Here is a 24,883-nt window from a genome sequence, read left to right as displayed (position 1 = left end):
TGCGCCAAATGCAGCCTCATCAAGGGTGTCGAGATACTCGCGTACGGCACGAGGCGCATCAGCGGGCTCGATGGTTGAAGCATCCCAGTCTTCCTTTGACGTCGAGTTCTGTTTGTTCGCATCTGCCTCAATCAGGCTGGCATCCACCGCCATGCGCTGGCCACTCGCCAGGCCTTCTTCGATGCAGCGCGCCACCGTTGTCTCAAATAGATGGCGCAGCAGCTCGCTCTCGCGGAAACGACCGTGCCGGTTCTTCGAAAACGTCGAATGATCAGGCACCCGGTCGTTCAGATCGAGGCGGCAGAACCAGCGATAGGCGAGGTTCAGATGCACCTCTTCGCAGAGCCGCCGCTCCGACCGGATGCCGAAACAATAGCCGACCAGAAGCATCCGGATCAGCAGCTCGGGGTCAACGGAAGGCCGGCCCGTGCGGCTGTAGAACTCAGCAAGATGAGCACGGATGCTGCCCAAGTCGACGAACCGATCAATCGACCGCAGCAAATGATCCTGAGGGACGTGATCCTCAAGCGAGAACTCGTAAAACAGCGATGCCTGCGCTTCCTGCCTCGGACCCATCATCGGTCAATCCTCCCGTCCGTTGGAAGAATTGAAACAGCAGATCACACACCGATCAAGCACGAGTTTTTCAACAAAATACGCCCTTTTGTCCAAATTATCGTTCCGGCCCGCAGCCGCCGATCATGTGGCGTGTTGAATGCCGCAGCGCGGCCCTTTGAACCGGCCATTCGCTGCAAGTGCGAAATTGGACCCACCGCCCCCAAAGCTTCAAAAAGCGAATATTCATCTGAGCGTTTACAGCCGTCATCGCAGATCAGTGGCCCACACGCCTGCAATCCACTAATGACTTGGTGGTGATACATGGACACACAAGGAAGAGGTTACTCCAAGTGCAAGACCGTTATGCCGGAGATGTTGGAGACTTTGTAAAGCTCGGTCTGCTGAGAGCCCTATCCCTAGGACGACAATTGGGCGTCGCGTGGTACCGGTACCCGGACGAAAGCCACAACAGGGATGGGCGGCACATCACCTATCTCGATCAACCGCAACGGTACGAACACTTGGACCCGGCCCTGTTCAGCCATCTTCGAAACATTACGAGGGACGCGCGCTCGATCAACTCGTTGTTGCCGGTGTTGGAGGGTGCGATCCCATCTGACGAGAGCGTAGATAGCAGTACGATATCACCTCGTGAACGCCGCAACTGGCGCACCGCTTGGTTCAAGCGTGTGATGGAGAGGCTATCCCCGTGCGATCTCGTATTCGCAGACCCGGATAATGGTATCATCGATGACGCCGATTGGCGAAGAGGGCGGGCGAAGTTCGGCAAGCAGATGCCCCTCGCAGAGGTGCAGGAGTTGGCCAAAGGTCGATGCGCCGTAATCTATCATCACAATACCCGGCGGCGAGGCGGCCATGACGCTGAGGTCGATCATTGGCTGGGCGAGTTCGGGATGCCGGGCATGGCAGTGCGGGCGACCGCGTACAGTCCGAGGACATTCTTTGTGCTGAACCCCAGCGAAGAGATTGAGGTCCGCATTGATGAGTTCTGCCAGCAATGGGCTGATTTGAAGTTACATCTGCACAGAGCGGGATAGAGTCGCTACGCCCGAGCTTGAACGGCCCAGTTCTGCCGTTGGTGTTCAGCCTGTGAGGTTGCGCTGTGGCCCGTCGAAAGAGACATTTCACAGCGGCGGTAAACTCAATTGGTGGACGAAAGCTCATATTGCCTCAGTCTCTTTAAGCTAAATAATAAGCTGCACCAATCCAGCAACGCTTGCGGCCACTACTCCGTCCTGGATGATTTTTTGTTTCGCTTCTATTGAAAGAGATTCCCTCTTCAACATGGACTTTGCATTGGCCGTCAAGGTCACCATTGCGGCCACCCCCATACTGTCAATAATGTCGGCATCAATTCCATGACCGAGCTTGTGTAAGGCTGAAGACGTTTCAGCCGTAAGGTCGGCATTGCTGAAACCTGAGGAATACCAATCTGGAGAAGTGTTAGCGACTTCGCTGGTTACCAACACGTCGATGTTTTCGTATTTGTCGTTGTGTTCACGTACATACGATGCATAGTTTGTCGCCTTGAGTTGAACCTCGGAAATATCGCCGGTCACGATATTGATAATTCGGACATCTGCGCCGGCGTGGTTCGTATCACCGAAGAGCTCAACGATGTATTCGTCACCATCCAGATTCTCTTGCCGTTGAAACGCGAGTTCATGGTAGATCCCCTTGACGTTGTTCTTGAGCCCGGCAATTTGCTCTACGGACAGCGATTGAACATATTCTGACAGTTCAAGTTCACCGGCATCAGAAAGGCTATTGTTCGACCGACGTAGTGCTTGAAGAACCAGTTTCTCATTCTGTGTAAATGAGGACAGGCTCTCCGACATCAATTTCAATATTGTGGCGGATACAACACCTGTAACGACTGGGACTGCCACTGAGGATTTTCTTTTGGCTAAGGATTGTTGACTGTGAAACGTCGATAAGGATTCGAATAACTCGACCAGATCTACTTTGCGATCTTCAAGCCGCGTGAGTGGAATATCTGGCCAGTCTCTGACTTTGGAGATACAGACATCCAGCTGTTCAATGAGATCATGCTTTAAGTTGTGCAGCAGTGTTTCAGCGGTGAGCGGGTCCAAAACGGCGTTTTGATTTGCTCGTTCACGAAAGGCTGTTGCCAACATCAGACACGTCTCGACAAACCCCATTTCTTGCGCATCCAAGGACTTCTTCTTGCGCCTTTTTCCAGTCCATTTTTCAACAAGTTTGCGAGATCCGAAGTATGCGACCGCTCCTCCAGCGGCAGCCACGCCCATGACAATCCACCCACCGGTTACGACGCTTCCACCAATCCATGCCAACGCAGCACTGTTGAAAGCCGCACCTGAAAGCGAAGAGATGGCAGTTCCCGTACTGGCCGTTCCAAGAATAGATGCGATAGAAAATAGACTTGCTGTTGTACCAGCGGCAGCCAATTTTCCAGAAAGTGCTGTAACGATCCTTGCCGACGTGCCACGCTTCTCAATCAAAAGCGCATCGATGAGGTCTTCCAAAGAGATCGCTCCCTTTTCGAAGAAATTCACCGGAGTATATTTGGTATGCCTCAGTTCAAATTCAGCGATTTTAACAGTCGCATGATCTTTGACAGCTTTCCCCCCCTTTGCGGCGAGTTTACCCGTCTGCCGCCCCACTGGCTTGGCGATTGCCCAACCCGCTTTTCCAGCGATCTTAGCCAAAAATAGCGCAGAACGTCCGGTCGCATTTGCCACTCTCACCGTTCGGTTAGGTCTGTGTCGACTTTCCTGATCCATATTTAAAGTGCCCTGAGGGAATTTTTACAATGTTTAGGAACAATCTAGCGTAGGCTAGCAGCCTCGTGAAGATTTTTGCTCGAGCTATGGCGGGAGCGCCCAGAACTGCCGGTAGTGCTTGGCGGGGTGCCTGGCCGCCATTAGATCGTTGCGGACTTTAGGATCACCATGCAGCAATCAGATGCAGCCTTCTGATCAATATGCCGACAGACATTATCGTCACTTGGGGAGACGGCCGCAACTTCAGTTGCTTCAACGTTTCAGGTCCGCCATCTCATCTACTTTCGAATTAAGGTTTGCCTTTCGCATCACCCCGCAAGGTGCTTTCGTCGCAGGCGAGCTCGGACGCCGCCGCCTCCCATGTGCCGTATCGTTCCTTTGCCCAGAGCGCGAGCCGCGTCTGGAACCAGTGAAGCCGCTGTTTGCGAGTTCCGGTGCCGAAATCTCCCGGCGGGGTGGCTCCGGTAGCGCGCCACTCTTCGAGCGCCTGGCGCTGCAAGGAAACGGGCCATGGCCCATCGGGCCGCGTCGAAACGATGATCGCGGCAAGGCGTTGCAGATCGCGGATGTTTCGTGGCAGACGCGCCTCCGTCAGGGCGCGTTCCAGCGTCGGGCTCCACGGAGGACCATCGGGAAAGCCTGTCTCGCGCCAAACTCGGCTCCAGTCGGCCCGCAGGTCCGCAGGGCAGTCGCGCAGGGGCGGCAATTCGACCTGCAGGTGGGCGATGCGGTCAAAGAAATCCGGATCGAGCGTCTTCTCAAGTTCGGCGATCGGAAGGTTTGAGGCGCAGACAATATCGAATTGTGCCTCCTGTTGCTCGGTCTCACCAAGCCGTCTCCAGCGGCGCACACTGCCTTGCAGCGCGGGCAGCAGAAGACGCTGGGTGTCACGCGGTAAGTCCTGCACCTCGTCAAGGAACAGAATCCCGCCGTCCGCTTTGTGCAGTAGCCCTTTGCCAGCCGCAGACGTCTTGTGTTGGGGGCCATCCGCATGACCGAACAGCAACGCTTCGGCCCCTTCGCCTCTCAAATGGCCGCAGGAAAACGTAACGACATGACGATCGCCTTTCAGTTTCGCGACAAGGCTTTCAACGACCCGGGTCTTGCCCACACCACGCTCACCAAGGATCAGGAGCGGCACGCCCGGAACCAGAGCATAGCGCGCGAGCCGATCTAGCGCAGCGCGCCGGACGGCCGTGAGCGCTTCAGGGTCGTAAGCCGCCCGTTCTGGAACCTGCACTAAAGCTTCCCGCAGGGTCGACAACCAGGTTGTCGGCTCGAATTTGACAGGGGCCATTCGTGCCGGTGCTCGCGGATCAGGGCGTTGCGAGGACCACAGCCGAGTGCCGGGCGGAAAGGCACCGCCTGCCGCCAGCACAAGCCAGACAGCATGCATCGCTGGCGTGCCGGGCGAGACATTCACATGCAGCGGCTTCTCCAGCGCTGCAAGGCGCGGCAGAAGCTCCTCTCGCAGTGTCTCATAAAGCTCGGCATGGTCGGTGGGGTCGACGACAGGGAGCGAAATGGTCTCGATCTGCAGGTGCTCTGGTAGGTCTGAGGGGGCCTCTCGCCCTTCCTGCACCAGCAGTAGCACCCGCTCGATAGAGTGGCCCTGCCCAGCCAAGGCCTCCAGCGCCCCTGTCAGGACCGACGTGCCGTGATTAACCGACGCCCAGCAAAGCAAGGTTTCCGTGCTCATCTTACGCTCCGGTTCATAACCACGGCTTTTGCGCGTGTAGTTTCGGCGAGACGCTTGGCTTCATCAAGTTGTGCAAGATCCGATACCACCACCACCCGACGTCCAGAAGGCTCGCGCATCCATGCAGGCCAACTCATAGGCGTTTTATCCTCCTTGGCTTTCTTCAATTCTTTGCCATTCGCATCAATATGGATCGCCCGCGTTGCCACACGGGGCGGATCGATACGCCATGTCACAGTCAGCTCTCTCGCCAGTGGCGGTTCCGCAGGCAGAGCCGGGCGCTCGGGCAGCAGGTCGGTCAGTGAGCGCATCTCGACGGTGCCGAGATCAACGGAGCGGTTGGCTGCGATTTCCAGATCCTTCAGGCCTCCATCCTTCCACAGTTTCACTTGTTCCAAGTCCGGCGTGACCTTCGCTTCGAGCTCGAACCGATATGGAGCCGTACCTTCCCATCCCTTGAGGATATGCCGCAAACTCTCCGCGCGCTTACCATACAGAGAAAGACCAAGCTCGAACCCATCATCCATACCATGACATTCCAGGTTCGCGGTCATTATCATAGCACGGTCTCCGGCGGTCCAGATTGCCTTCGCGTGGAGCCAATTGAAACCGTACACTTCGGCGCCTGCTTCGGCCAAAGCGGTCAGCGCGGGCATCGCCGCGGGCCTGATCCGCGCGAGTACCGTGACCTCCACACCAGCTTTCGCTCTACCGATTAGGGCCTGGGTAACCGGGTGATCCAACGCCCAGCCGAAGGAAGAGACGATGATTTGTCCTTTCGCCCCTTCGATCAGGTCAAGGGCGGTGTCCTGGATTGAGTGGCGAGGCGGCGAAGTCACGAGGGCCAGACCTGCAGGGGGTTGGTCGACGGCTCCGAGGGATCTGGCAGGTCTGAAATCGGTACCACTGATCCGGTGCTCTGCGCGTTCCCAGATCGCATGGCGCAACTCTAGAAAGACGGAGCGGACTTCCTCAGGCGTCAGGCATAGCCCGAGTTCTTCGTTGCGGGACAGGGCCTCGTCGGTGAGGTTGGCGGTCAGCAGCCAACCCTGCGCATTTGGGCGATTTGGGTCGATCAGCACGGTCTTGGCGTGATAATGCGCTGCGCTGCGTATCATGGCGTGCGGAGCGAGCTGCCGCAGCATCTCCTCATGATGCTTGCGGCAGTGTTTCGAGAAGTCATCCTCCTCTCGCTCCTGCCCGAGGCGGGCCTCCGAGGCAAGCATCATATAGACGCGCACGCCGCGACGAGCGGCGGCCTCCAACGCATTACTTAGACGGTCTGAAGCGAGCAGAAAGCTGCAAAGCACGACCATCTCCTGTGCGGCGCCGATCATCTTCACCAGTGCGCCTTCGAGGCGGCGGCTAGCATCAGCGGGCAGCAGGTCGCTCCCTCCAAGTAGCGGTTTTGACATGGATTGGAGTTGCGGCACCCAGGCCATGCCGAGCGGGCGACCGATCTGTGACACGGTTTCGGTACGGGGTGCTTCAAAACTGAATTGGCGGTCTAGCATCACAGGTTCCAATCTTCGGCGGCGGTCAGGTTCCAAGCTACAGCGCTCATAGGAGCGCCTGTCTCGGAGGGACGGGTGCGAGCGGCAAGATCCGCCCGGTCGGGCAAGGCGAGTGGCATAAATGCGGAGAATGGCGCAGCCGCCTGCGCGCGCCATTCGGCGAAACGCCGAGAGCAGGCGATCTCGTTGACCCCGTCTTCGAGACGCCACTCGGCCCAGGCCTCGGCGTCGGAGCGGGTGCGGGCGTTAATCTCAATCCCCAAGACCGTCGCCGTGTCGAAATCTCCATATCCATGCAGCCGGACGGGGCTCGGAAATGTAACATCCTCGCTCATACTGCGCCGGGACGCGTCTGGCAGGTCGGAGAAGCTGCGGTGCAGAACCTCCGACCTCTTATCCCAATCTGAGGTCAATCCTACGGTTGCCAGAAGCGCCTCGAAGGTGGCGTGGTGGGAAAGCTCCGGAGCAGGAAGATCGAAGCTCTCCCCGTCGATCTTTAAGCTGAGGCGCCTTTTTGCGACTTCCCATTTGAGCGTTCCGGTCCTTGTCTCGTGCGGCTCCACCTGATCTGGCAAATCGTCGATGCGCCGTCTTTCCCCGCCCATGATCGGCGCGAAGCGCAGACCCTTGAGCTCGTCGAGCGTTTTGTGCGGGCGTTCCGCCTTGCGCTTCGGTGCGTCATGCCGGACCTCTTCGAACGCTTTCGGTTCCTCGTATACTTGCAACTGGATCAAACCATGTGGCAGCAGCGGGTCACGGGTATGCCAGATCTCCCAGCTACTACGCTCTGCGATGAACACGGCTTCCTTCTCCAGCGCCTCGTGGCCCGCCGCAGAGAGTTTCCACTCCCGGCTTTCCGACGCGTACAGCGCACCGGACCTTTCGAGTTGCTCCAACAGCCGTCTGGCGATCTGCCTGCGTCCTTCGGATACGCCGAGCAAATGGCGTGCTGCTGAACCTGCGGAAATTGCGCCATGATCACGCGCCATCAATAGGAATGGCATCAATTCGGGCCGTTTTTCCTCCTTCGAGACCTCTCCGGCGAAACGGGTGACACGGATTTCGATGGTCCGTGTCAGGGTGAAGGCGGGGATCATTTTTTCTCTCCTTGTGCGATACTACGGCCCCAAGGGGCGGATTGGGCCAGACTTCCAAGCTTACCGCCCGCCTTTTTCATGCCGGCATGATTTCCGAAGATAACCAGCCGATGGCGCGCCCGAGTCAGGGCAACGTTCAGCCGATTGGGCGCGCGCAGGAAATGCGTGGCATGGGGTTTGCCGAAGCTGAGAAGCACCATGTCCGCTTCCTGGCCCTGGAACCGATCGACGGTGCAGATATCGACGACGCAATGCTGCCCGAACGGGATGCGTCGCGAGCGTGACGTCCTGCCTGCCAGCTTTTGAACAGCCTTGCGTAGTGCCCGTTCTTGCACGCGATAGGGCGAAAGAAGTGCAACTTCCCATGAACTGCCGTCCAAAGGTGGATTTGTCTTCGCCCAATTCACGAATGCCCGCAATTCGCGCAAGGCCTCGTCGACTTCCTTGCGGTTGCCGCCTTCTCGCGCATTGAACCCACCAAGAACATCGCGCCAGGTCATGCGGGGCTCATCTTCGCGCCAGCCCCAGCGGCGGATTCGCATGGCATCGCCCGAGCGCAGCGCCTGGCCGTCATAGAAGGCATTACCGGGAAAGTCTGCGATTTCAGGATGCATCCGATGTTGCCAAGACAATAGCACGTGGCGATCTTCCAAGACTTCTTCCGGCAGTCCGTCGGTAAGCGCATTGCCGCGATCGCGATCCCCGCTGCGTTCGAACCCTTGACGTAGAGTTTCGAGCACTGAGGGTAGTGCGACACGACGGGTCAGCGTGATCGCGCCCTTCAACTTGTCATCCGCCGCAGCAGGCAACAACTTTTCAGTCTCTCGACGTAGGGATTCCGCCTTGTTGCTTGTCTCGCCGCGCAGGCTGTAAAGCGTCACTTGACGCCAAGCGAGTTCATGGCCCCAGCTGGGTGATTCCGCGCCACCATTGGCCGCGTGGCGTCGACGGAGGGTGGGCAACGCATCTTTGGGCGCGCGAATGGTTTCCAGATCAATACGCAACGATTGCGGCCGGGCCTCGAGCTCAGCCTCGGTGCCGATCACGATATCGGCCAGCGCCGCATCCAAGTCATCGGGCGCACGGATCGCGACGCCACGGGCCTCGGCTTCCTCGCGCCAGATCGTTTCCTGTTTCGCGTTTGCGACCAACGCCGCCGCGCCGCGCTTGCCCGTCATAGCAAGGAATGTATCGACACAAGCATTCCGGCGGTCATCATCGGGCAGGCAATCGTCAAGCGCTGCAGCAACACCGTCATCATCGACATAGGGCGACAACTGCTTCGGATCCCCCACCAGTACCCAGCGTTTTGCCAACAACGCCGGAACAAGGAATTCCTGGAACGTGGTTTTTGAGGCCTCATCTACGATCAACATGTCGAAGGTGGGCGTTGCTTGGCCGCCATTTTTAATATCGGGATGCTGCAGGATGCCGATCGTCGAGCCGCAGACGAGATTGGCCTCGTCGAGCAGCAGGCGCTCGACAATGTGATCGCCTTGCGCTGCTCGCAGTTCGTTCAGCAACCTCTGCTGGGCTGTATCTGGCGCTGCTAGTTCGCCAAGGTACGCCAGAAGGCGCTGGCGTTCCTGCTTCGCTAGTCTTTTCAGGGTCCATTTCTTTGCTTCGTCGGACAGGCTCGCATCGCGGCCGATCCGCACCGGAATGATAAGGTTGCGATACGCATTGCCTTCCGCCATCAACCTTTCCAGCACATTGTCTACCGCGACATGCGTCGAGGCACAAAGGAGCACCCGCTTGCCCATGCGTGCCATCTGCAGGATCAGCTCGCAGATCACTGTGGTCTTGCCTGATCCCGGCGGGCCCTCCATCAGGGCGAAATCGGGGGTGGCGAGGGCGCGGCACACGAACTCGCGCTGCTCGTATGCGCCAGGGCGGTCGGGATCGGTCAGAACCATCCACTCGGGCTCTGGCGCTTGCATGGGGGTCGGCCATTTGGCATAGGCCTCCTGCTGCAGTAGCCGTAGCAGTGGACGATGGGCAGGATGCGGCCGGTTTTGAAGCGCCGCGATCGCGCCGAGCTGCTTGCGCAACTGATAAGTGTTCGGGCGCAGCGTCAATGTCTTGCCTTCGGGCGGCAAGGCCGCGAGGCGTAGACGTCCAGCATCGGGATCATGCTCGAGGATTTCGATCTCGCGAAACGTTACTCTCGCACGGGCGGCTCCGGTTTTCTCCCCTTCGATCCAGGCAACCTTCTCGATCTCCGGGTCAGTAAATATCCGCAGTTCTGCCTCGGACAATTCCTCACCGCCACGCTTATTCAGGCTCACCCAGAATCCGTCGCTCTGTTTCCTAGGCTTCTTTCCCTTTCTTCCACTTGAGCGCTGAGGGTTTTCATCATCGGGGGCTCCCTCGACGGTCCATGCGACGTGAAGAAGATTATCGGGATCCTCCAACCGCTTTTTCGCACCGGACAGGAAGTCATAGGGAGCCTTGAGGCCGAAAAAGGCGTTCTTCATGAGGATGTCGGGTCGATGCGGCTCAATCGCCGCGAAGTTGAGAAATGCCATTGGGTCAATTACTTTCGTTATATGCGCCTTTCTGGCGCTTCATGTGACCAGTCATATCGGGTGTTTGGCTCGAACTAAATGCAATTAGGCGGGGAATAATCTCTATAAAGCGGGCGAATTCACCCGCTTATTCTAAAATGTATTTTCAATCAGGGCGTGTTTCGCCGGGTATCCTTCCGGCCAATATCTCCGAAACAGCGGTAGTTCGTTTAGATCCGATTTCGGGAGCACGGAACACGACTATCGCGCCCTTCGTGTTGGGCATGCCCAGTCGATGACCGCCGAAGCATCACTCGAGCTTCTGCTTTCCCCAGTTCCCGGAGCTATTCATCCGTCGTCTCGCCTCCGTAAATGTCCAGCGCCTTGACGACATCATCGGCCCTGTAGTGCTGCCGACCATCCACCATGGGCATGTTCGAGCGCACGCAATTCGCCTCAATGATCTCGACAAGCCTCTCAGGGAGATGCTCTGGATCGACAGGCTGTCCAGCCCTGAACGCAGTGCGAATGATCGACACCGTGACCAGCGTATCGGCATAAATCTCATCAGCCTCGGTCAGCTTCCGCGGCATCTTCGGTCCCCGTGGGGGCTCAGGAGGACCGATGAAGCTTTCTTGCTCTCGTCGTATATCGTCGAACGTGGGACGGTCACTCATGAGCTGTCTGTCGCTTCTCCTTGGTGAGCCTGGCCACCAATGCCTCACGGCAATGATCTTGGTATTGGCGGCTAGGTCATTGTTGTCAGTCGTGCTCAGGGGATGTCCCATGGCAGGTTAGGACCATTGGTCTATGCATCCCCAAAATACTTGTCGGCCTCCCCAATGCCGAAGGTCTCCAGTACCCCACGGTCCAGTTCCTTACCTTTCGGCCGAACCAACACGTGCGGGATGAAGGGGCCGCTGTAATCCAACACATACTGGCCTTCATGAGTGCGCAGTTTCCCATTCGCCTCCTGGGCCAGCAAGATGTAGTCGACGAGATACTGAACGCCATTGAACAAGGCACTGCGCTCTGTTGCGGGAAGGTCGACGATTGTCTTTAGGTCAATCACCTGGTTCATCAGGTCGACGAATTCCTGCTCAGTAAAGTTCTCAGGAAGCTGCTTAGCAAAGTCTGTAAGTTTCATTGGGGGGCTTTCTATGAATAGGTCCGTGTCAGCATGAATGTTTCGAAATGGGATCAGTCCCGAGTTGAGGTAAGCCGATTTGTTTTGACCGCGCAACAATAAAACGCCCTCCAGATTCCATTTAAGACATTGAGTTATTTGCGAAAAATGAAGTCATGTACCCTTTTCGCGCACGGATCTTCCAATCAGTCGGACAGCCCTGATGGCAGCCTTCTGCCGCTGCAGAGGTTCAAAAAGTGCAAGTGCTTTTCGAAGCGCTTCGGCCAGCGTCTCCCCTTTTTCGATATGTTCGGACACATAGGTCAAAGCATGTTCCAGCCTGTCGCTGCGCATATCTTCATCCGCACAATTACGGGCCACAAGATCAAGAAAATCGAGGATGTTATTCAGCTGATCCTTAGCGAGGATGTCCTCACTCCAGTTGCCGCCAAAAGAAACGTTGCCGAGTTTGCCTTTCATATCCATACAAGAACAAATAGCGAACATCTGGCGATTCTGAAATGGCGAACACTGCGAAGTTCCGGACTCTCTACATCGACATGGACAGCTTCTACGCGTCTGTGGAGCAGCAGTTGCGGCCAGAATTGCGGGGGAGACCTGTTGGCATCACAGCGGTCGACAATGATGCGGGAGCTATTGTGGCGGCTTCCTATGATGCGAAAGCTCTGGGGATCGGCGTAGGAACCCGGATCCACGAGGCCAGAAAACTTTGCCCCGGGATTGCCTTGGTGGGGGCCCGCCACAAGGTCTATGTTCGGATGAACCAGAGGATTGCGACGGCGATAGACAGGATTGCGGAAGTCGAGCGGATCCGGTCTGTGGATGAGTTCCAAATTCGTCTGTCCGCCGTCGATTTTGACTTGGACCGGGCAGTTGCGAAAGCGCAGGAGATCAAATCTCTCATCAAGTCAGAAGCAGGACAATTTATCGGAGCATCTGTTGGTCTTGGCCCCAATCACTTGCTTGCGAAAATCGCCGGCAAACTGGAAAAACCGGACGGCTTATCCTGGTTGTCCCCGGACAATATGCCAGAGCGCCTGGCTGAGATGCCATTGGACAAGTTACCGGGCATTGCCAAGGGGATTCATCGCAAGCTGAGTGCAGCAGGTATTCACACAATTCCGGACCTTTATCGGTTGGATCCTCGTCATGCGCGGATGATCTGGCGCTCCGTGGAGGGGGAGAGGTTCGTGCGTGCGCTCAAGGGAGAGGATATTCCTCTCGTTCCGACGCGGCGCAATGGCTACGGGAATAGCAAGGTTCTTGCTCCGGAAAACCGGGGCTTGCCGAATGCCTATTTCGTCTCGCGGTGGCTTGTCGAAAAAGCGGCGGCGCGTCTGCGTCGCGATGGCTATCTGGCGCGGTATTTCTCCATCCAGGTGTCTTGTCGCCCCAAGGGATGGTGGGCGGACGGGATCAGCACATTTCCCAGTCAGGACACGATGCATTTCCTAGAGCTGCACAGGGTTCTCTGGCGTCGGTTCTATGACCGGACCGGGTGCCGGAATTACATGTCAGTCGGGGTTCAACTTGGACGTATCCAGCGATTGGAGGAGCGGGTGCCAGATCTGTTCCTGCCATTGCCACAGGCCGCGCGAACCGAGCGTGAAAAGCTCGGCAAGGTGGTGGACAACATCAATCGGAGGTTCGGGGCTGACACCGTGTCCTTTGGACATTCGAAGCCGCACTACGGATTTTTCGAAAAGGGGTGAGATCGGCGCCACTATGGCCATTCAGGATAAGGCGTGACATTGCTTTAAGGGGGCACATCGCGACGTCAGACGGTTTTGCGCGCGCATATTGAAGAGAGGATTTTTCAAAATGAATTGGGTCAACAAGAAGCTCATATGTGGATTTGCAATCGCCTCTATTATGATGCCGTCTGTTTTGAATGCCGGCGGGCGTGTGATTGAGGGCCGCGTCACAAAAGTGCGAGATGTGGATACCATCGTTGTTGCTGGCACGCCGGTGCGTCTGAATGGCTTGGATGGTCCCGAAGTCTCGACCAGGGCTGGAAAAGACGCCGCTTTGTTTATGCGACGCCTGGTCGGCGGCAAGGTAGTGACCTGTGAGCTGAACGGAGAACGTACTTATGATCGCTGGGTCGGTGTCTGTTTTCTCGAGGGCCAGGACATTGCTGCAATTGCGGTGAGCCAAGGGCATGCTTTGGACTGTGCGCGATATTCGGGCGGTCGATATCGAAAATACGAGACGCCAGCCGCAAAGTCCAAGATCCGTCGGGCGAGATATTGTTGATGGAGAGCAGTAAGGCAGATCATCATGCCCAAGAAGGCGAACAGACAATGACGACGCAGCGACATCGATCCGTTCTGCAAGAAGACCTTTTCATTGAGGGGGATATCCAGGGGCCCGGCATCTTGGAGATCAATGGGCGGCTTGTCGGAGATATAGCGCTCGATACCGTCATCGTTGCAGCCAATGGGTCGCTAGAGGGCGGGGTAACGGCGCGCAATTTGACTGTCATTGGAGCGGTGTGTGGCCCAGTTGAAGCGAAGTCCTTGGCCATCAAAGCCCAGGCCGTGGTTCAATCTGATGATATAGCCACCAGTATGTTGTCTGTTGAGGAAGGCGCATCCGTGAATGGGACAATTCGCATGGCGTCGGGCTCAAATTCCATTCGTCCGCCAGCATGATGAGGGTGCCAAGATGAATGAAACCGAGGTGCATCAACATGGTCTCGAGGGGATTGAGTTGATCTGCTTCGATCTCTTCGAAACACTTGTCGAAATTACGGATCGCCGCCGCCCGTTCGCATCTTTGAGGCGTAATATGACCTTGGATAAGGTCGAGAGGATGCGTCGTCTTGCGATGACCACGGATCTGGCCTTGGAGGAAGTCGACGAAGCCATCCAGGGTGGTGCCACCGTGGACAAGATCGTTGGGGCCAAGGCAGACATCGCGCGCGAGGTTGCTTCGGTCCGGCTGCGAACTGGTGTCTCGGAAATGCTGTCGGCTCTGCCTGTGCCCTATGGGATATGCAGCAATCTCAGCCCGGATTACCTTCCTGCCCTTCAACGTTTTGCGGAGGTGAGGCCTGCCTTCAGGATCATGTCGTGCGAGGTAGGCTACATGAAACCCGATCCCGAAATCTACGAATTGGTCGTCGCGGCCGCCGGCGTGCCTCGCCACAAAATCCTGTTCGTAGGCGACACGCCTTCCGCAGATATCGATGGACCAAGGGCGGCGAGAATGCGGGCCATCCATGTCGATCAGTTTTTATCGGCTTGGTTGTGATCCTCGGCGACTGCTGGAGTGTCAGGCGGATCTTGTCTCGGAAATATAGGGGGATTCCATGTTCTGAGTTATGTCAGGGTGCCGTTGCCCTGCCGATTGACAGCGAATTTATCCATGAAGGTGGACCATGATCGAATTTCTCGCGCTCTCTGATGACAATCCCGTCCTGGAACATTCCCCACTGCTCCGCGCAGCGCGGCGCACCATGGAGTATGCCGCCGAGAACAATGGTATCGGATTGACCGCCACGAAGGCATTTCAGCGCAAGTTCGTCCATTGGGCCCTGGAGCATGTCGACTGGCCGGGATACGGGCCGGAGAAGGCCTTCAAAGTCAGCAAGGTGGTCAACGAGTACGAGTTTCCGCCGATCCAGATTGTGCATTTTTTGTTGCTGCAGCGGAAGCTCGGGCGTCACTACAAGGGCAAGTTTCTTCTGACGAGGAAGGGGAAGGACCTCCTAACAACCCCCGGTGTACTCTTCGGCGAATTGCTCCCGTTCTTCCTGCTCGAAGTTGATCACACCTCATACGGTCGTCTGGATGAGCGCCCTTTCGGGACATGGGATGTCTGGCTCAACGTGATGAATGTCGAACTGGAGCAGGGGCTGTCGGAGAAGCAGCTCTTTGGTCTTTTCTACGGGGAAGGAGCGGATTGGGACAATGCCGGGTGGCGGGAACTTGCGGCGTTCTCCAGTTACGTTCTGAAGCCCCAGGAATGGGCAGGGTTGATCTCGGTCCATGAGGTTGAGGGCGGTAGCCGGCAAGACTGGATGTGTTTCAAGACGGCGCTTTGGAGGGAAGCGCTTCGGCTGGATACAGATGATGAGGTGCCCGCAGTCGTCCGGCATTGAAACCTGATTGGCTGCCGGAAATATATCGGCCTATTTAAGTCTTGAGCAATAGGTACAGTGCTGTTCCATTGACGGCGATGGCCGTCAGGGTGTCGATCGAAATTCTCACGTAAAGGAGTATTTCAAATATCTTCGCGTACGTTTGGGCGGAAGTATGCACAATCCCAACCCTTTGTGTACGCATGTCTCATTTGGTTAAGTGCTCGATCTAAATAAGATTGCCGGACACGCCATAGCTGCGTGCGGAACAGATTTCTGCGAAGGTCGGCTGACTGGCCGCCGGCGCTCTGTGCGCCCGTCAGGTTCAACCCATAAGTGGTCTACTTTTGCGCCGCGATATGCTAGGTTTCTACTCCGCCGTTGACAACATAAATGCTGACCGCCGGCGCCCGCACGCGTAGCTGAAGGCCACTCTGGGTGTTCGCTGTCTGCGTCCGATCAAACGTCAAAGCCAGCCGGTTTGTAACGCGAAAAGGGCGGCGCGTTCCCCGCGCCGCCCTGTCTCAATTCTCTCCCCGTGTCAGGCCTGCATCGGCAGCCAGAGCACGATCATCGGGAAGGCCACCAAAAGCGCGATGGTGATCGCATCGGCGATGAAGAACGGCGTCACGCCTTTGAACACATCCTGCACCGACAGATCCTCGCGCACGCCCGCGACCACGAAACAGTTGAGGCCGATGGGCGGTGTGATCAAACAGAACTCCGCCATTTTCACGACCAAAATGCCAAACCAGACCGCGCACATGGGGCCGGACATGCCAAAGGCCGAATCCGCTGCCGAAACCATCTCGCCACCATTGAGCGCCATGACCGCCGGGTAAACCACAGGCAGGGTCAAAAGCAGCATACCGATGGCGTCCATGAACATGCCCAGCACGGCATAGGCCAGAAGAATGCACACGAGGATCAACATCGGCGACATGGTCAGAGAGGTCAGCCAATCGGCGAAGGCCCCCGGCAGATCGGCAAAGCCCAGGAACCGGACATAGACCAGCACACCCCAGATGATGGTGAAAATCATCACCGAGAGCTTCGCGGTTTCCAGAAGCGCGTCGCGGAACTGGCCCCAGCGCATGCCCTTGTAAACCGCCATGAGGAAGACGACGAAGGCCCCGATGGCACCACCTTCGGTGGGCGTGCCCCATGCCTCGCCGCCGAAGGGGTTGTAGACGAACAAGACGATGGTCAGGACCACGATCATGATGGGGGCTGCGGGTGGCAGGGATTGGAACCGCTCTTTCCATGTAAAGCCGCCCACTGCGGGGCCAAAGCCCTTGATCGCGACCGACAAGCCAACGATCAGCACGGCATAGACAAAGGCGGAGAACATGCCCGGCAGGAAGCCTGCCAAGAGCAGTTTGCCCACGTCCTGTTCCACGATGATGGCGTAGATCACGAGGATGGTCGAAGGCGGGATCAATGAGGCGAGCGTACCGCCTGCGGCCACGACACCGGCGGCGAATTTCTTGTTATAGCCGGTTTCGATCATCTCGGGGATGGCGATCCGGGCGAAGACCGCAGAGGTCGCAATCGACGCGCCGGAGACCGCCGAGAAGCCCGCCGTCGCAAACACCGTCGCCACTGCAAGCCCGCCCGGCACCCAGGCGATCCAGCGTTTAGCCGCTGTGAACAAGGCTTTGGTCAGCCCCGCGTAATAGGCGAGGTAGCCGATGAGGATAAAGGTCGGGATTAGCGAGAGCGCCTGAGACGAAACTTTCGAATGCGGCACTTGGCCTGCGGTTTTCACTGCCACGGTCAGCGCCCAGCCAAAGGCCTCCGGATCGTAGCCCTTTTTCGACCAGAAAATCCAGATCAGTCCCACCATGCCCGCGAGCCCGGCGGCAAAGGCCACCCGCATGCCCAAGACCACCATGACGAGAAGCCCGCCGGAAACGATTAGTCCGATTTCAATGGATGTCATGCTCTTGCCCTCACTCGTCTTTGCCGGAGACGTGTTCGGCCTCCATCGCGGCCTGTGTCGCCATATCGATCGGCAGCGGCACCGCCACCGGGTTCTCGGTACCCGTGATGATGGCGCGCACATAGGCCACGATCTGAAGCGCGAGGCGCAGGGTCAGAACGCCGAAAGCAACGGGAGCGAGAAGTTTCGCGGGCCAGAGCGGCAGGCTGATATCCATCGAACTGTCGCGGCTCCAAAGCGGCATTCCGAAATCAAAACTGCGCTGGAAATGCGCCCAAGTGCCCCAGACCATGAGCACCATGAAGACGAACATCGCCAAGGTCGTGATCAGCTCCGCGACATAGAGCGGACGGCCCTTCAGCGCCCCCACCAGCATATCCATGCGCACATGGCCACCATTTCGCTGGGTATAGGAGATGCCCATGAAAGCGATCAAAGGCATGGCCTGCTGAATCCAGTCGACATAGCCCGGCAGCGGCTGGTTGAAAAAATTGCGCCCGCCGACGGAGACCACCGCCAAGAGCATCAGGCCAAAGACCGTCAGCCCGCTCAACAGTGCCAGCATCAGCTCCAGTTTGTGTAACCCCTGATCCACTCGGCTCAGCCGGCTGTCATCGGTCAGGACCGTGGCTGTTCCCGCCATCGCTCATCCCCTTTTGAAATCGGAAAAACCCGCCCTCGGTCGAGGACGGGTCGTGATCTTTGACCTTATTTCGAGGCCGCGACCGTCTCGATCACCAGATCGTAAAGCTCCTGCGCAGGCAGGCCGCGCTTGGTGTTCTCCGCGATCCAGGCCTCTGCCGCAGGCGTCGCTGCCGCCGCTTTGAAGGCCGTGATGTCGTCGTCGGAGAAGGTCACCTGTTCGATGCCTTTTTCCTCGATCAGCGGGCCCCATTTGGCCATGGTTTGTTCGTTGTAATAGTCGATGTAGTAATCCATCGCCTCGGACACCGAGCTATCAAGTGCCTCGCGTTCGGCGTCCGACAACATGTCATAGGCGTCGATGTTCACCACCACCGGGCAGTTCACCGCACCGGGGTTCAGGTTCGTTGTCCACCACGTCGCGATCTCGGCGGTGCCGAAAGACATATGCGCATGCGGCGCAAAGGCGGCGGCGCGGATCACGCCGCTGTCCATTGCCTGACGCACTTCAGTGGCGGACATGGACGTCGGCACAGCGCCCGAGGCGGACATGGCCGCGCCGATGCCGCCGGTGGCGCGCACCGTTAGGCCTGCGAAATCGTCGATAGAATGCGGCGCCGCGCCCACGCCCGCGAGGTTGTATTGCGGCAGAGGCGTCGGCATCAAAAGCTTGGCGTTCCAGCGGGCAAGGTCCTCGACCGTCGCCGGATGGTTGTAGATCGCCATGGAGACCTCGCGCTCCAACTCAAGGCTGTCGATGCCCAGAAACGGCAATTCCAACACGGTGATCGAGGGGTTCTTGTCCGGGTGATAGCCCGCGCAGAATTGCGCCATCTCGAAAGCGCCGATGGAAATACCGTCGAGGTTCTCGGTGTTCTTCGACAAGCCACCGTAAGAGATGTTCATGGTGAATTCGCCGTCGGTCTTCTCGGCGACCAGCTCCGCGATTTTCTCGACATTTTCAGTGAAAGCGCGACGTTTGCCCCAGAGCGATACGTTCCACTCCGTCGCCATCGCCTCGGTTGCAAAGCCAACGCAAAGCGCGGCCATGGCCGCACGTCCCAAAATCTTATTCATGATGTCCTCCCAAGACATTTTGAGGTGTCTGAAAGGACTATGCACCGGCTTTGCCGTTTCCCCTATGAAGGAATCTGCAAGGATCTGCGCTCGCCCCCTGCGGATTTCCGCAGGGCCTTCGCCTTACAAAAGCGCCTCCTTGTCGAGACCCAGCTTGACGATCTTTTCATTGAGCGTCCGCCGCCCGATCCCCAAGGATGCGGCCACAGCATCCATCCGTCCCGCTTTGGCGCGCAAAGCCCGTGCGATCACCTCACGTTCAAAGGCCGCCACCGCCTCGCGTAACGTGTCGGGCACCCCGATCTGATCCGAGCGCAACGCCGCTGCCACCGAGGGCTTACCGCGCCGCGCCATCAAGACAAACCGCTCCGCCACATTGCGCAACTCGCGCACATTGCCCGGCCAGTCCTGCCCCATCAGAACCGCAAGGCCTTCGGCATCGGGCGCAGGTGGCGTGATCTCATAAATGCGGGCAAACTCAGATGTGAAATGTGTGAATAGCATCAGGAGGTCGTCGCGCCGCGCGCGCAATGTCGGCAGGTCCAGACGCACCGTGTTGAGCCGGTGCAGCAGAGCACGCCGGAGCGTCCCCGCCTCCACCGCCGCCTCCGGGTCTTCGTTGGTGGCGGATATCACGCGAAAGTTGAGTCTGCGCGAATGACTCGCCCCTAAGGGCGTGATTTCGCGCTGTTCCAGCATTCGCAACAGCATGGCTTGAACCGGTAAAGGACAGGCGCAGACCTCATCGAGGAACAGCGTGCCACCATCTGAGCGCATGATCTTACCCTGCGCGCCGCCCTCGACGCCGAACATTTCACGCTCGAACCCCTCTGGCGAGAAGGTTGCACAATTGAGTGCGACGAACGGCCCGTCCGATTGCGGCCCAAGGTCGTGCAGCGCATGGGCAATCACATCCTTGCCAGTGCCGGTTTCGCCCACCAGCAATACGGAGGCCGGGCTATCGGAAGCGGTCAGAACCTCTTCGCGCAAGATTTTCGTCGCCGAGCTTTGCCCCAGAAACACCTTGTCCAACCCCGAAAGATTGCGCAGCCGGGCTTTGAGGCGTTCGGTCTTTTGATGCAGCCGGTGTTGCTGGCCTGCATGGGCGAGGATTGTCAAGAGGCGGCGCGGTTCATAGGGCTTTTCAATAAAAGAATAGGCCCCGCCCTGCATCGCCTGAACGGCCGTTGCGATGTCGCCATGCGCTGAAATCAGCACCAAAGGCGGTGCCTCGGGCGGCAAGGCGGCCAAAAGCTCTAGCCCCGACATCCCCGGCATCCGCACATCAGACAGGATGACATCCGGCAGGCGCTCAGCGAGATGCGCGACAACCAGATTGGCGCGCGGCAGAGCCTCCGCCTCATAGCCTGCTGCCGTCAACAAATCCATCAGAGATGTACGCATCGCCTTATCGTCATCGACCACCAAAACCCTGAGCGCTGTGTCCATCATCCCTCACCCTCCTCCATCAGCGGCAGCTCCACGCGAAAAACCGCGCCATGATCGCGATTGTGCGCGGTGAGCCGCCCGCCATGTTCGCGCAGGATACTGGCAGAAATCGCGAGGCCAAGCCCCATGCCCTCGCCCGAGGCGCGCCGGGTCACAAAAGGCTCCTGAAGCTCATCGAGCGTGGCGGCGCCAAGACCGTGCCCGGTGTCGCGAATTTCGAACCAGCCGATCTTTTCGCCTTCCTCACCCGCGCCTAAACCTGTGGTCACATCGAGACGTGCGTCGCCTTCGTCCTCCATGGCATCCACGGCATTGCGCAAGAGGTTTGTCATCACCTGTTCGATCCTGAGTTTCGAGCCTTTGATCACCGCTGGCGGCTCCGCCCGCGTGCGGGTGAGCGTCACATTGGCTTGCTCCAGATTGGGCGCAACAAGCGCCAGCGCCTCGTCCATCGCCTGATCGAGATCGACAGGTTCCAAGCCGCGCTGAGAGGGCCGCGCGAAAAACCGCAATTGCCGTGTCAGCCCCTCCATCCGCTCGGTCAGCCCGGAGAGGAGCGACAACAGGCCGGGGTCCGTCTTGCCGCCAATCTCAGCCGCCGCGATGTGGTTTTTCAGAGCCGCGATCGGTTGCCCCAACTCATGCGTAACCGAGGCCGACAGCTCGCCCAAGGCGGCCAGACGCGAGGCGCGCTCCAACTCCTTTTGCGTGCGCTGCAACCTGCGCTCGGCGGCACGGCGGTCTTCGATCTCTTGGCCAAGGCGCTCGTTGGCCAGGCGTAGCTCCGCCTCCTCGGCCTCAGAGCGTTTGAGCGCCGCGCCGATCCGTTCCGTGCGCCGCATCTGGTAGAGGATCACCACGCCGGCCGCGAGCCCGAGGGCCAGCGCCGTCACCAACCAGCTCAGCGTCACGACGCGTTCACGGCTGGCGAAATAATGCAGGCTCCAGCCGTGCGGCAGCTCGGTGGTTTGCAGGTGGATCACCTCTTCGCCGCCGATCCGTGCGGCGTGTTGGCTTTGAATATCCCAATCCAACAGGCGCAGATCGGCGCCGCTGAATTGGCGATTGCGGTCGATCCGCGCGCGTTCTTCGTCGGACAAGGGCCGCAACAAGGTGTAGCGCCAGGCCTCGTCGGAGGACAAAAGCACCACGCCCTCGTCATTGGCCAGGAGCACTTGTTCCCCGCCGCCGCGCCAGGCGGTCTCCAGATCGGTGAGATCGAGTTTGATCGCGATCACGCCGATCATCTGCCCCGCCGCATCGCGCACCGGGTCGGAGATGAAATACCCCGGCAAGCCGGTGGTGGCGCCGATGCCGTAAAACCGCCCCTGCTCACCTTCGAGCGCGGCGCGGACATAGGGGCGAAAGCCGTAATTTTGTCCGACGAAACTGAGCGCCGTGCCCGCGTTCGAGGCAGAGATCGTCTCGCCGTCCGGCGCCATGAGATAGATAGCATCGACGCCCGCACGCTCTGCGAAATCGCGCAGACGGATGTTCAGCGCCGCGCGATCCCCGCCCTCCGCCGTCGCCTGCACGAAAGGATCTCGCGCCAAGACATAGGGTAGGTGCGAAAAGCGGTCCAACTCGGCAATCACCGTCGAACGGTACAGCGACAGACGTCCCGTTGCCTTGGATTGCTCCTGCGCGGTGAAATAGATTCTGGCCCCCTGAAACAGCAGAACAAGTGCGATCAGCGCACAGCTCAAAGCGAGGATCGCAATGCCTCCTCTGCGCTGTTTCATGCCGCCTGCCCCTTATATCCTGCCAGCTCCATGCCCTCTTATGACACAGTCCAACGCGCTGTGCGACGAGGTCAAGCGCGGCGGATGGACCAGTTTTGCACCGCCCGATACACACAACATAATAATATTCGACGCGACAGTCGAACAGCTGCCGCTTTTGCGCCGCTTCCACGTCTTTGCCTCCCCACGGATCGTCATAGGTGTTGTCTAAAACTGTGGCGCAATGCGAGCGTGAGCTAATGGGATGAACTGCCTTCATAGATCATGCTGCGTTCCTTGTTTTGTATCTATTGGATGTATTTTGAGAGCTGGATGGTCGCGCCTGCGACGTTGAAAGCGTAAAAAATCAGGAAGCCCAGAATGTATGCCGTGACGTCCAGAACTGTACTTTGAAATATTCCGCCGAACGTCAGGAGGCTTTTGACGAAACCGATGGTGATGCCAGTTCCGAAAAGCATGTACAGGAACCCAGCAAACATCGAAGTCGGAACGAGGATATACGGGCTGACTTCCCAAGCATCTTTGAAGCCGAGGTAGCATATAAATGTGCAGCCCAAGTAAAGCGAGGCATTAAGAATGCCAAAGAACCTGTCAGGCAATGTGCTCACCCCTTGAATGCTGTCTACGTCAAGGAAAGGGTATCGGCACGGGGGAAGGTACGGAATTGGCCTGTAGGAGTTGTCCACATCTGGAGTTGAATTTGCGGTTCTTTGTGGTTCTTGGCGAACCAGCACCCGCCATGCAGACACCGGCGCTTTGGCGCCAGGAAATGTTTTATGGTGGTGCTGGGGGTGAGCGTGCTGAGCTCTGCGGCCTTAGCTTCAAGAATCTGATGCTGCAGACCTAGGAAAGTGAGTGACGCTGGATGAAGCCTTGCCCAGGCACTTGATCAAAAACCTTGAACTCCGGATGGGGTTTCGGCGGCCATGTCCGCTGGAACTCGATGGCACAGGCTGCGGGAACAGCAGGGAAAACAGAGAGTTCAACGCCCATCCCGTGCTGATCCTTAATCGCGTCAAAGGTCGAGCCGACAACCTGGCGAAACAGTTTCCGAGATCGTTTGATCCACACCGAAGGACGTTAAGACCAAAACACCAATACTCCAAGACTTGACGTCAACAGGACAAGGCCAAGTAAAATGTAGACGATAAAGATCACGATGACCCTCAGAAAAGGCTTAGGTTTAGGCTTCCGAAAATCCAGCGACATCTCATACATACCTTGCTTCAACATTGCGAGAATGTGCTACGCCGACACCAACTAAGGGATGCATGTTACATCCTAAAGATTCGTTCTTTTATGAGAGGGGGAGGGTGCTATCACGAAAACTGCATCAAAGAATCTTTGCTCGACTTAGGTGCTTTACTTGCCATGAATTTCTCATAACAGGGCAAATCTCGCGGGTTCCCACCCTCTTTCCCCGTCAGAAACAGCAGCTCATAAGCAACCCAGAAATCATAAATTGCATCGTTTATAAAAAGTCTGTTCCCAGAAGGCTTCGAAATGCAGGCAACCTCTTTTGCCAAAATCAATGCAGCGCGAAACTGCCCCCTGTGTCTCAGCGACCGGGTGGCATGGTAGAGGCATTCAGCTCGGTCCGGGACTAAGTCATAACCCCGCAGAAAAAAATCTAACGCGAGATCAGCTCGATGTATCCTTTCTAGGTGCAGGCCAGCTTCAAGAAAAGCCATGTAGGTCTCTTCTATCCAACCCGATAGCTTGGTCCTCGACACATACCATTTAAGCGCTCGATCTGCGTCTCCATGGTCCCGCCAACTGTTGGCGCAATAGTATGCATATCTGGGAGTAAGGTCTGGATCATCACCCGACTGTATCGCCCGCTCCAAAAGCAATGCATCTTTCTTATATTTTTCCGGATCAATGCTACGCGCACCGGTTCGACCTGAAATGATGGCGTATTCTCCCTCCAAGGCCTTTCGCTTACCTCCGGGCAGTTCAATAAATTCATGCACGACGCCTCTCCAGCGTAATTCGCCGCAGTTTCTTACGAGAAGAGGGCGCGAATATCTCCGTGTGCGTCCTTCATTCTCCATCTTCAGGCTGTATAAATCTGCACTCAATACAGGGAGCTCGAGCGTTCCTTCGATCCAGTCGTCTGCATCGAAGAACAAAACGTAGTCCGATTTTCCGCTGCAATTCTTTAGAGCTTTATTGCGGTTGTGGGCAAAATTCACCCAGGTATCTTTCGTCAACGCGCCGGGTATTTTTAGCTCTTGAAATGTCTTCTTTATAATCTCGGGGGTGTTGTCAGTCGATCCGGTATCCGAAATGACCCAGTAGGTGATCGGAAAAACGCTGCAGATATTCTTTAGTGTTTTCTCGATAACATGCGCTTCGTCTCGGACGATCATATTCAAACAAATTGTCATTTCACCGCCTTTCCAACAAAGAAAAAAGTCGCCCCGGCAAACGAGGGCGACCTATAGTTCACTTTTCTTAGCTTAACATCACGCCTCTTCGAGGACAGACAATCCACCAAGAAGACCACCGGCGATATCGGTCACCGGATCGAGAAGGCCGCCGGTTGTGTCACCGCCGAGCAGGCCGTCCACAAGGCCGGTCACCGGATCGAGCAGACCACCCGTGGTGTCGCCGCCGAGCAGATCATCCACGAGGCC

Annotated in this window: 23 protein-coding genes; 5 read left to right on the top strand and 18 right to left on the bottom strand. The window is 57.5% G+C overall.

Annotation, left to right across the window (positions count from 1 at the left end; translation table 11 throughout):
• The 10 genes from NH195_RS07830 to NH195_RS07785 form a co-directional block, all read right to left on the bottom strand.
• Window positions 1-579 (bottom strand): IS1182 family transposase (locus NH195_RS07830; protein ID WP_066703577.1); only part of this gene is annotated, 579 nt, incomplete at its 3' end.
• Between the two features lie 680 nt (window positions 580-1,259).
• The gene (locus tag NH195_RS21440; protein WP_162265855.1) at window positions 1,260-1,577 is read right to left on the bottom strand and encodes a hypothetical protein; all 318 of its coding nucleotides are present in this window, start codon (window positions 1,575-1,577) and stop codon (window positions 1,260-1,262) included.
• Window positions 1,578-1,763: 186 nt separating this feature from the next.
• Complete coding sequence (locus NH195_RS07820) at window positions 1,764-3,302, bottom strand: hypothetical protein (protein WP_238379724.1); 1,539 nt, start codon at window positions 3,300-3,302, stop codon at window positions 1,764-1,766.
• A 331-nt stretch (window positions 3,303-3,633) separates the two neighbouring features.
• A complete protein-coding gene (locus NH195_RS07815; protein WP_066705267.1) occupies window positions 3,634-5,043 on the bottom strand; it encodes a sigma 54-interacting transcriptional regulator in 1,410 nt (469 codons plus the stop codon).
• Window positions 5,040-6,557: a phospholipase D-like domain-containing protein gene (locus NH195_RS07810; protein WP_066705265.1), complete on the bottom strand. Its 1,518-nt coding sequence runs from the start codon at window positions 6,555-6,557 to the stop codon at window positions 5,040-5,042. The genes NH195_RS07815 and NH195_RS07810 overlap by 4 nt, the downstream gene beginning before the upstream one ends.
• Entirely contained in the window at window positions 6,557-7,654 is a 1,098-nt protein-coding gene (locus tag NH195_RS21435; protein WP_066705263.1) for a hypothetical protein, read from the bottom strand. Before NH195_RS21435 ends, NH195_RS07810 begins: the two co-directional genes overlap by 1 nt.
• Window positions 7,651-10,182 (bottom strand): AAA domain-containing protein, encoded by a 2,532-nt coding sequence (locus NH195_RS07800; protein ID WP_066705261.1) that lies wholly within the window; start codon window positions 10,180-10,182, stop codon window positions 7,651-7,653. The genes NH195_RS21435 and NH195_RS07800 overlap by 4 nt, the downstream gene beginning before the upstream one ends.
• Window positions 10,183-10,505: 323 nt before the next feature.
• Entirely contained in the window at window positions 10,506-10,838 is a 333-nt protein-coding gene (locus NH195_RS07795) for a hypothetical protein (RefSeq protein WP_066705259.1), read from the bottom strand.
• 131 nt (window positions 10,839-10,969) lie between these two features.
• Complete coding sequence (locus tag NH195_RS07790) at window positions 10,970-11,308, bottom strand: hypothetical protein (RefSeq protein ID WP_066705257.1); 339 nt, start codon at window positions 11,306-11,308, stop codon at window positions 10,970-10,972.
• Between the two features lie 153 nt (window positions 11,309-11,461).
• A complete protein-coding gene (locus NH195_RS07785; RefSeq protein ID WP_155846105.1) occupies window positions 11,462-11,767 on the bottom strand; it encodes a hypothetical protein in 306 nt (101 codons plus the stop codon).
• 41 nt (window positions 11,768-11,808) lie between these two features.
• Here NH195_RS07785 and NH195_RS07780 point away from each other — a divergent pair, with 41 nt between their 5' ends.
• The 5 genes from NH195_RS07780 to NH195_RS07760 all read left to right on the top strand — a co-directional run bounded on the left by NH195_RS07780 (window position 11,809) and on the right by NH195_RS07760 (window position 15,413).
• On the top strand, window positions 11,809-13,020 hold the full coding sequence (locus NH195_RS07780) for a Y-family DNA polymerase (protein ID WP_066705253.1): 1,212 nt from the start codon (window positions 11,809-11,811) through the stop codon (window positions 13,018-13,020).
• 109 nt (window positions 13,021-13,129) lie between these two features.
• The gene (locus NH195_RS07775; protein ID WP_238379723.1) at window positions 13,130-13,564 is read left to right on the top strand and encodes a thermonuclease family protein; all 435 of its coding nucleotides are present in this window, start codon (window positions 13,130-13,132) and stop codon (window positions 13,562-13,564) included.
• Complete coding sequence (locus NH195_RS07770; RefSeq protein ID WP_066705251.1) at window positions 13,564-13,962, top strand: bactofilin family protein; 399 nt, start codon at window positions 13,564-13,566, stop codon at window positions 13,960-13,962. The genes NH195_RS07775 and NH195_RS07770 overlap by 1 nt, the downstream gene beginning before the upstream one ends.
• A gap of 13 nt (window positions 13,963-13,975) precedes the next feature.
• Window positions 13,976-14,563, top strand: coding sequence for an HAD family hydrolase (locus tag NH195_RS07765; protein ID WP_066705249.1), 588 nt, complete (start codon window positions 13,976-13,978; stop codon window positions 14,561-14,563).
• A 127-nt stretch (window positions 14,564-14,690) separates the two neighbouring features.
• Window positions 14,691-15,413 carry a hypothetical protein gene (locus NH195_RS07760; RefSeq protein WP_066705247.1) on the top strand — a complete coding sequence of 241 codons (723 nt, stop codon included), beginning with the start codon at window positions 14,691-14,693 and terminating at the stop codon, window positions 15,411-15,413.
• A gap of 520 nt (window positions 15,414-15,933) precedes the next feature.
• Here the strand turns inward: NH195_RS07760 and NH195_RS07755 are convergent.
• The 8 genes from NH195_RS07755 to NH195_RS07725 form a co-directional block, all read right to left on the bottom strand.
• A complete protein-coding gene (locus NH195_RS07755) occupies window positions 15,934-17,334 on the bottom strand; it encodes a TRAP transporter large permease (protein WP_066705245.1) in 1,401 nt (466 codons plus the stop codon).
• A gap of 10 nt (window positions 17,335-17,344) precedes the next feature.
• Window positions 17,345-17,977, bottom strand: coding sequence for a TRAP transporter small permease subunit (locus NH195_RS07750; protein WP_066705243.1), 633 nt, complete (start codon window positions 17,975-17,977; stop codon window positions 17,345-17,347).
• 65 nt (window positions 17,978-18,042) lie between these two features.
• Window positions 18,043-19,053, bottom strand: coding sequence for a C4-dicarboxylate TRAP transporter substrate-binding protein (locus tag NH195_RS07745; protein ID WP_066705241.1), 1,011 nt, complete (start codon window positions 19,051-19,053; stop codon window positions 18,043-18,045).
• A gap of 123 nt (window positions 19,054-19,176) precedes the next feature.
• Window positions 19,177-20,505 carry a sigma-54-dependent transcriptional regulator gene (locus NH195_RS07740; protein ID WP_155846104.1) on the bottom strand — a complete coding sequence of 443 codons (1,329 nt, stop codon included), beginning with the start codon at window positions 20,503-20,505 and terminating at the stop codon, window positions 19,177-19,179.
• On the bottom strand, window positions 20,502-22,244 hold the full coding sequence (locus tag NH195_RS07735) for a sensor histidine kinase (RefSeq protein WP_066705238.1): 1,743 nt from the start codon (window positions 22,242-22,244) through the stop codon (window positions 20,502-20,504). Before NH195_RS07735 ends, NH195_RS07740 begins: the two co-directional genes overlap by 4 nt.
• A 287-nt stretch (window positions 22,245-22,531) precedes the next feature.
• Complete coding sequence (locus tag NH195_RS07730; protein ID WP_155846103.1) at window positions 22,532-22,843, bottom strand: hypothetical protein; 312 nt, start codon at window positions 22,841-22,843, stop codon at window positions 22,532-22,534.
• Between the two features lie 244 nt (window positions 22,844-23,087).
• Window positions 23,088-23,315: a hypothetical protein gene (locus tag NH195_RS21430; protein WP_238379722.1), complete on the bottom strand. Its 228-nt coding sequence runs from the start codon at window positions 23,313-23,315 to the stop codon at window positions 23,088-23,090.
• 248 nt (window positions 23,316-23,563) lie between these two features.
• On the bottom strand, window positions 23,564-24,634 hold the full coding sequence (locus tag NH195_RS07725; RefSeq protein ID WP_066705235.1) for a tetratricopeptide repeat-containing glycosyltransferase: 1,071 nt from the start codon (window positions 24,632-24,634) through the stop codon (window positions 23,564-23,566).
• Window positions 24,635-24,883: the final 249 nt, after the last annotated feature.

This window comes from Celeribacter ethanolicus (assembly GCF_001550095.1).
Taxonomy (GTDB): domain Bacteria; phylum Pseudomonadota; class Alphaproteobacteria; order Rhodobacterales; family Rhodobacteraceae; genus Celeribacter; species Celeribacter ethanolicus.
The sequence above is the reverse complement of the archived record's forward strand: the minus strand, read 5'-3'. Positions and strand labels throughout refer to the sequence as shown.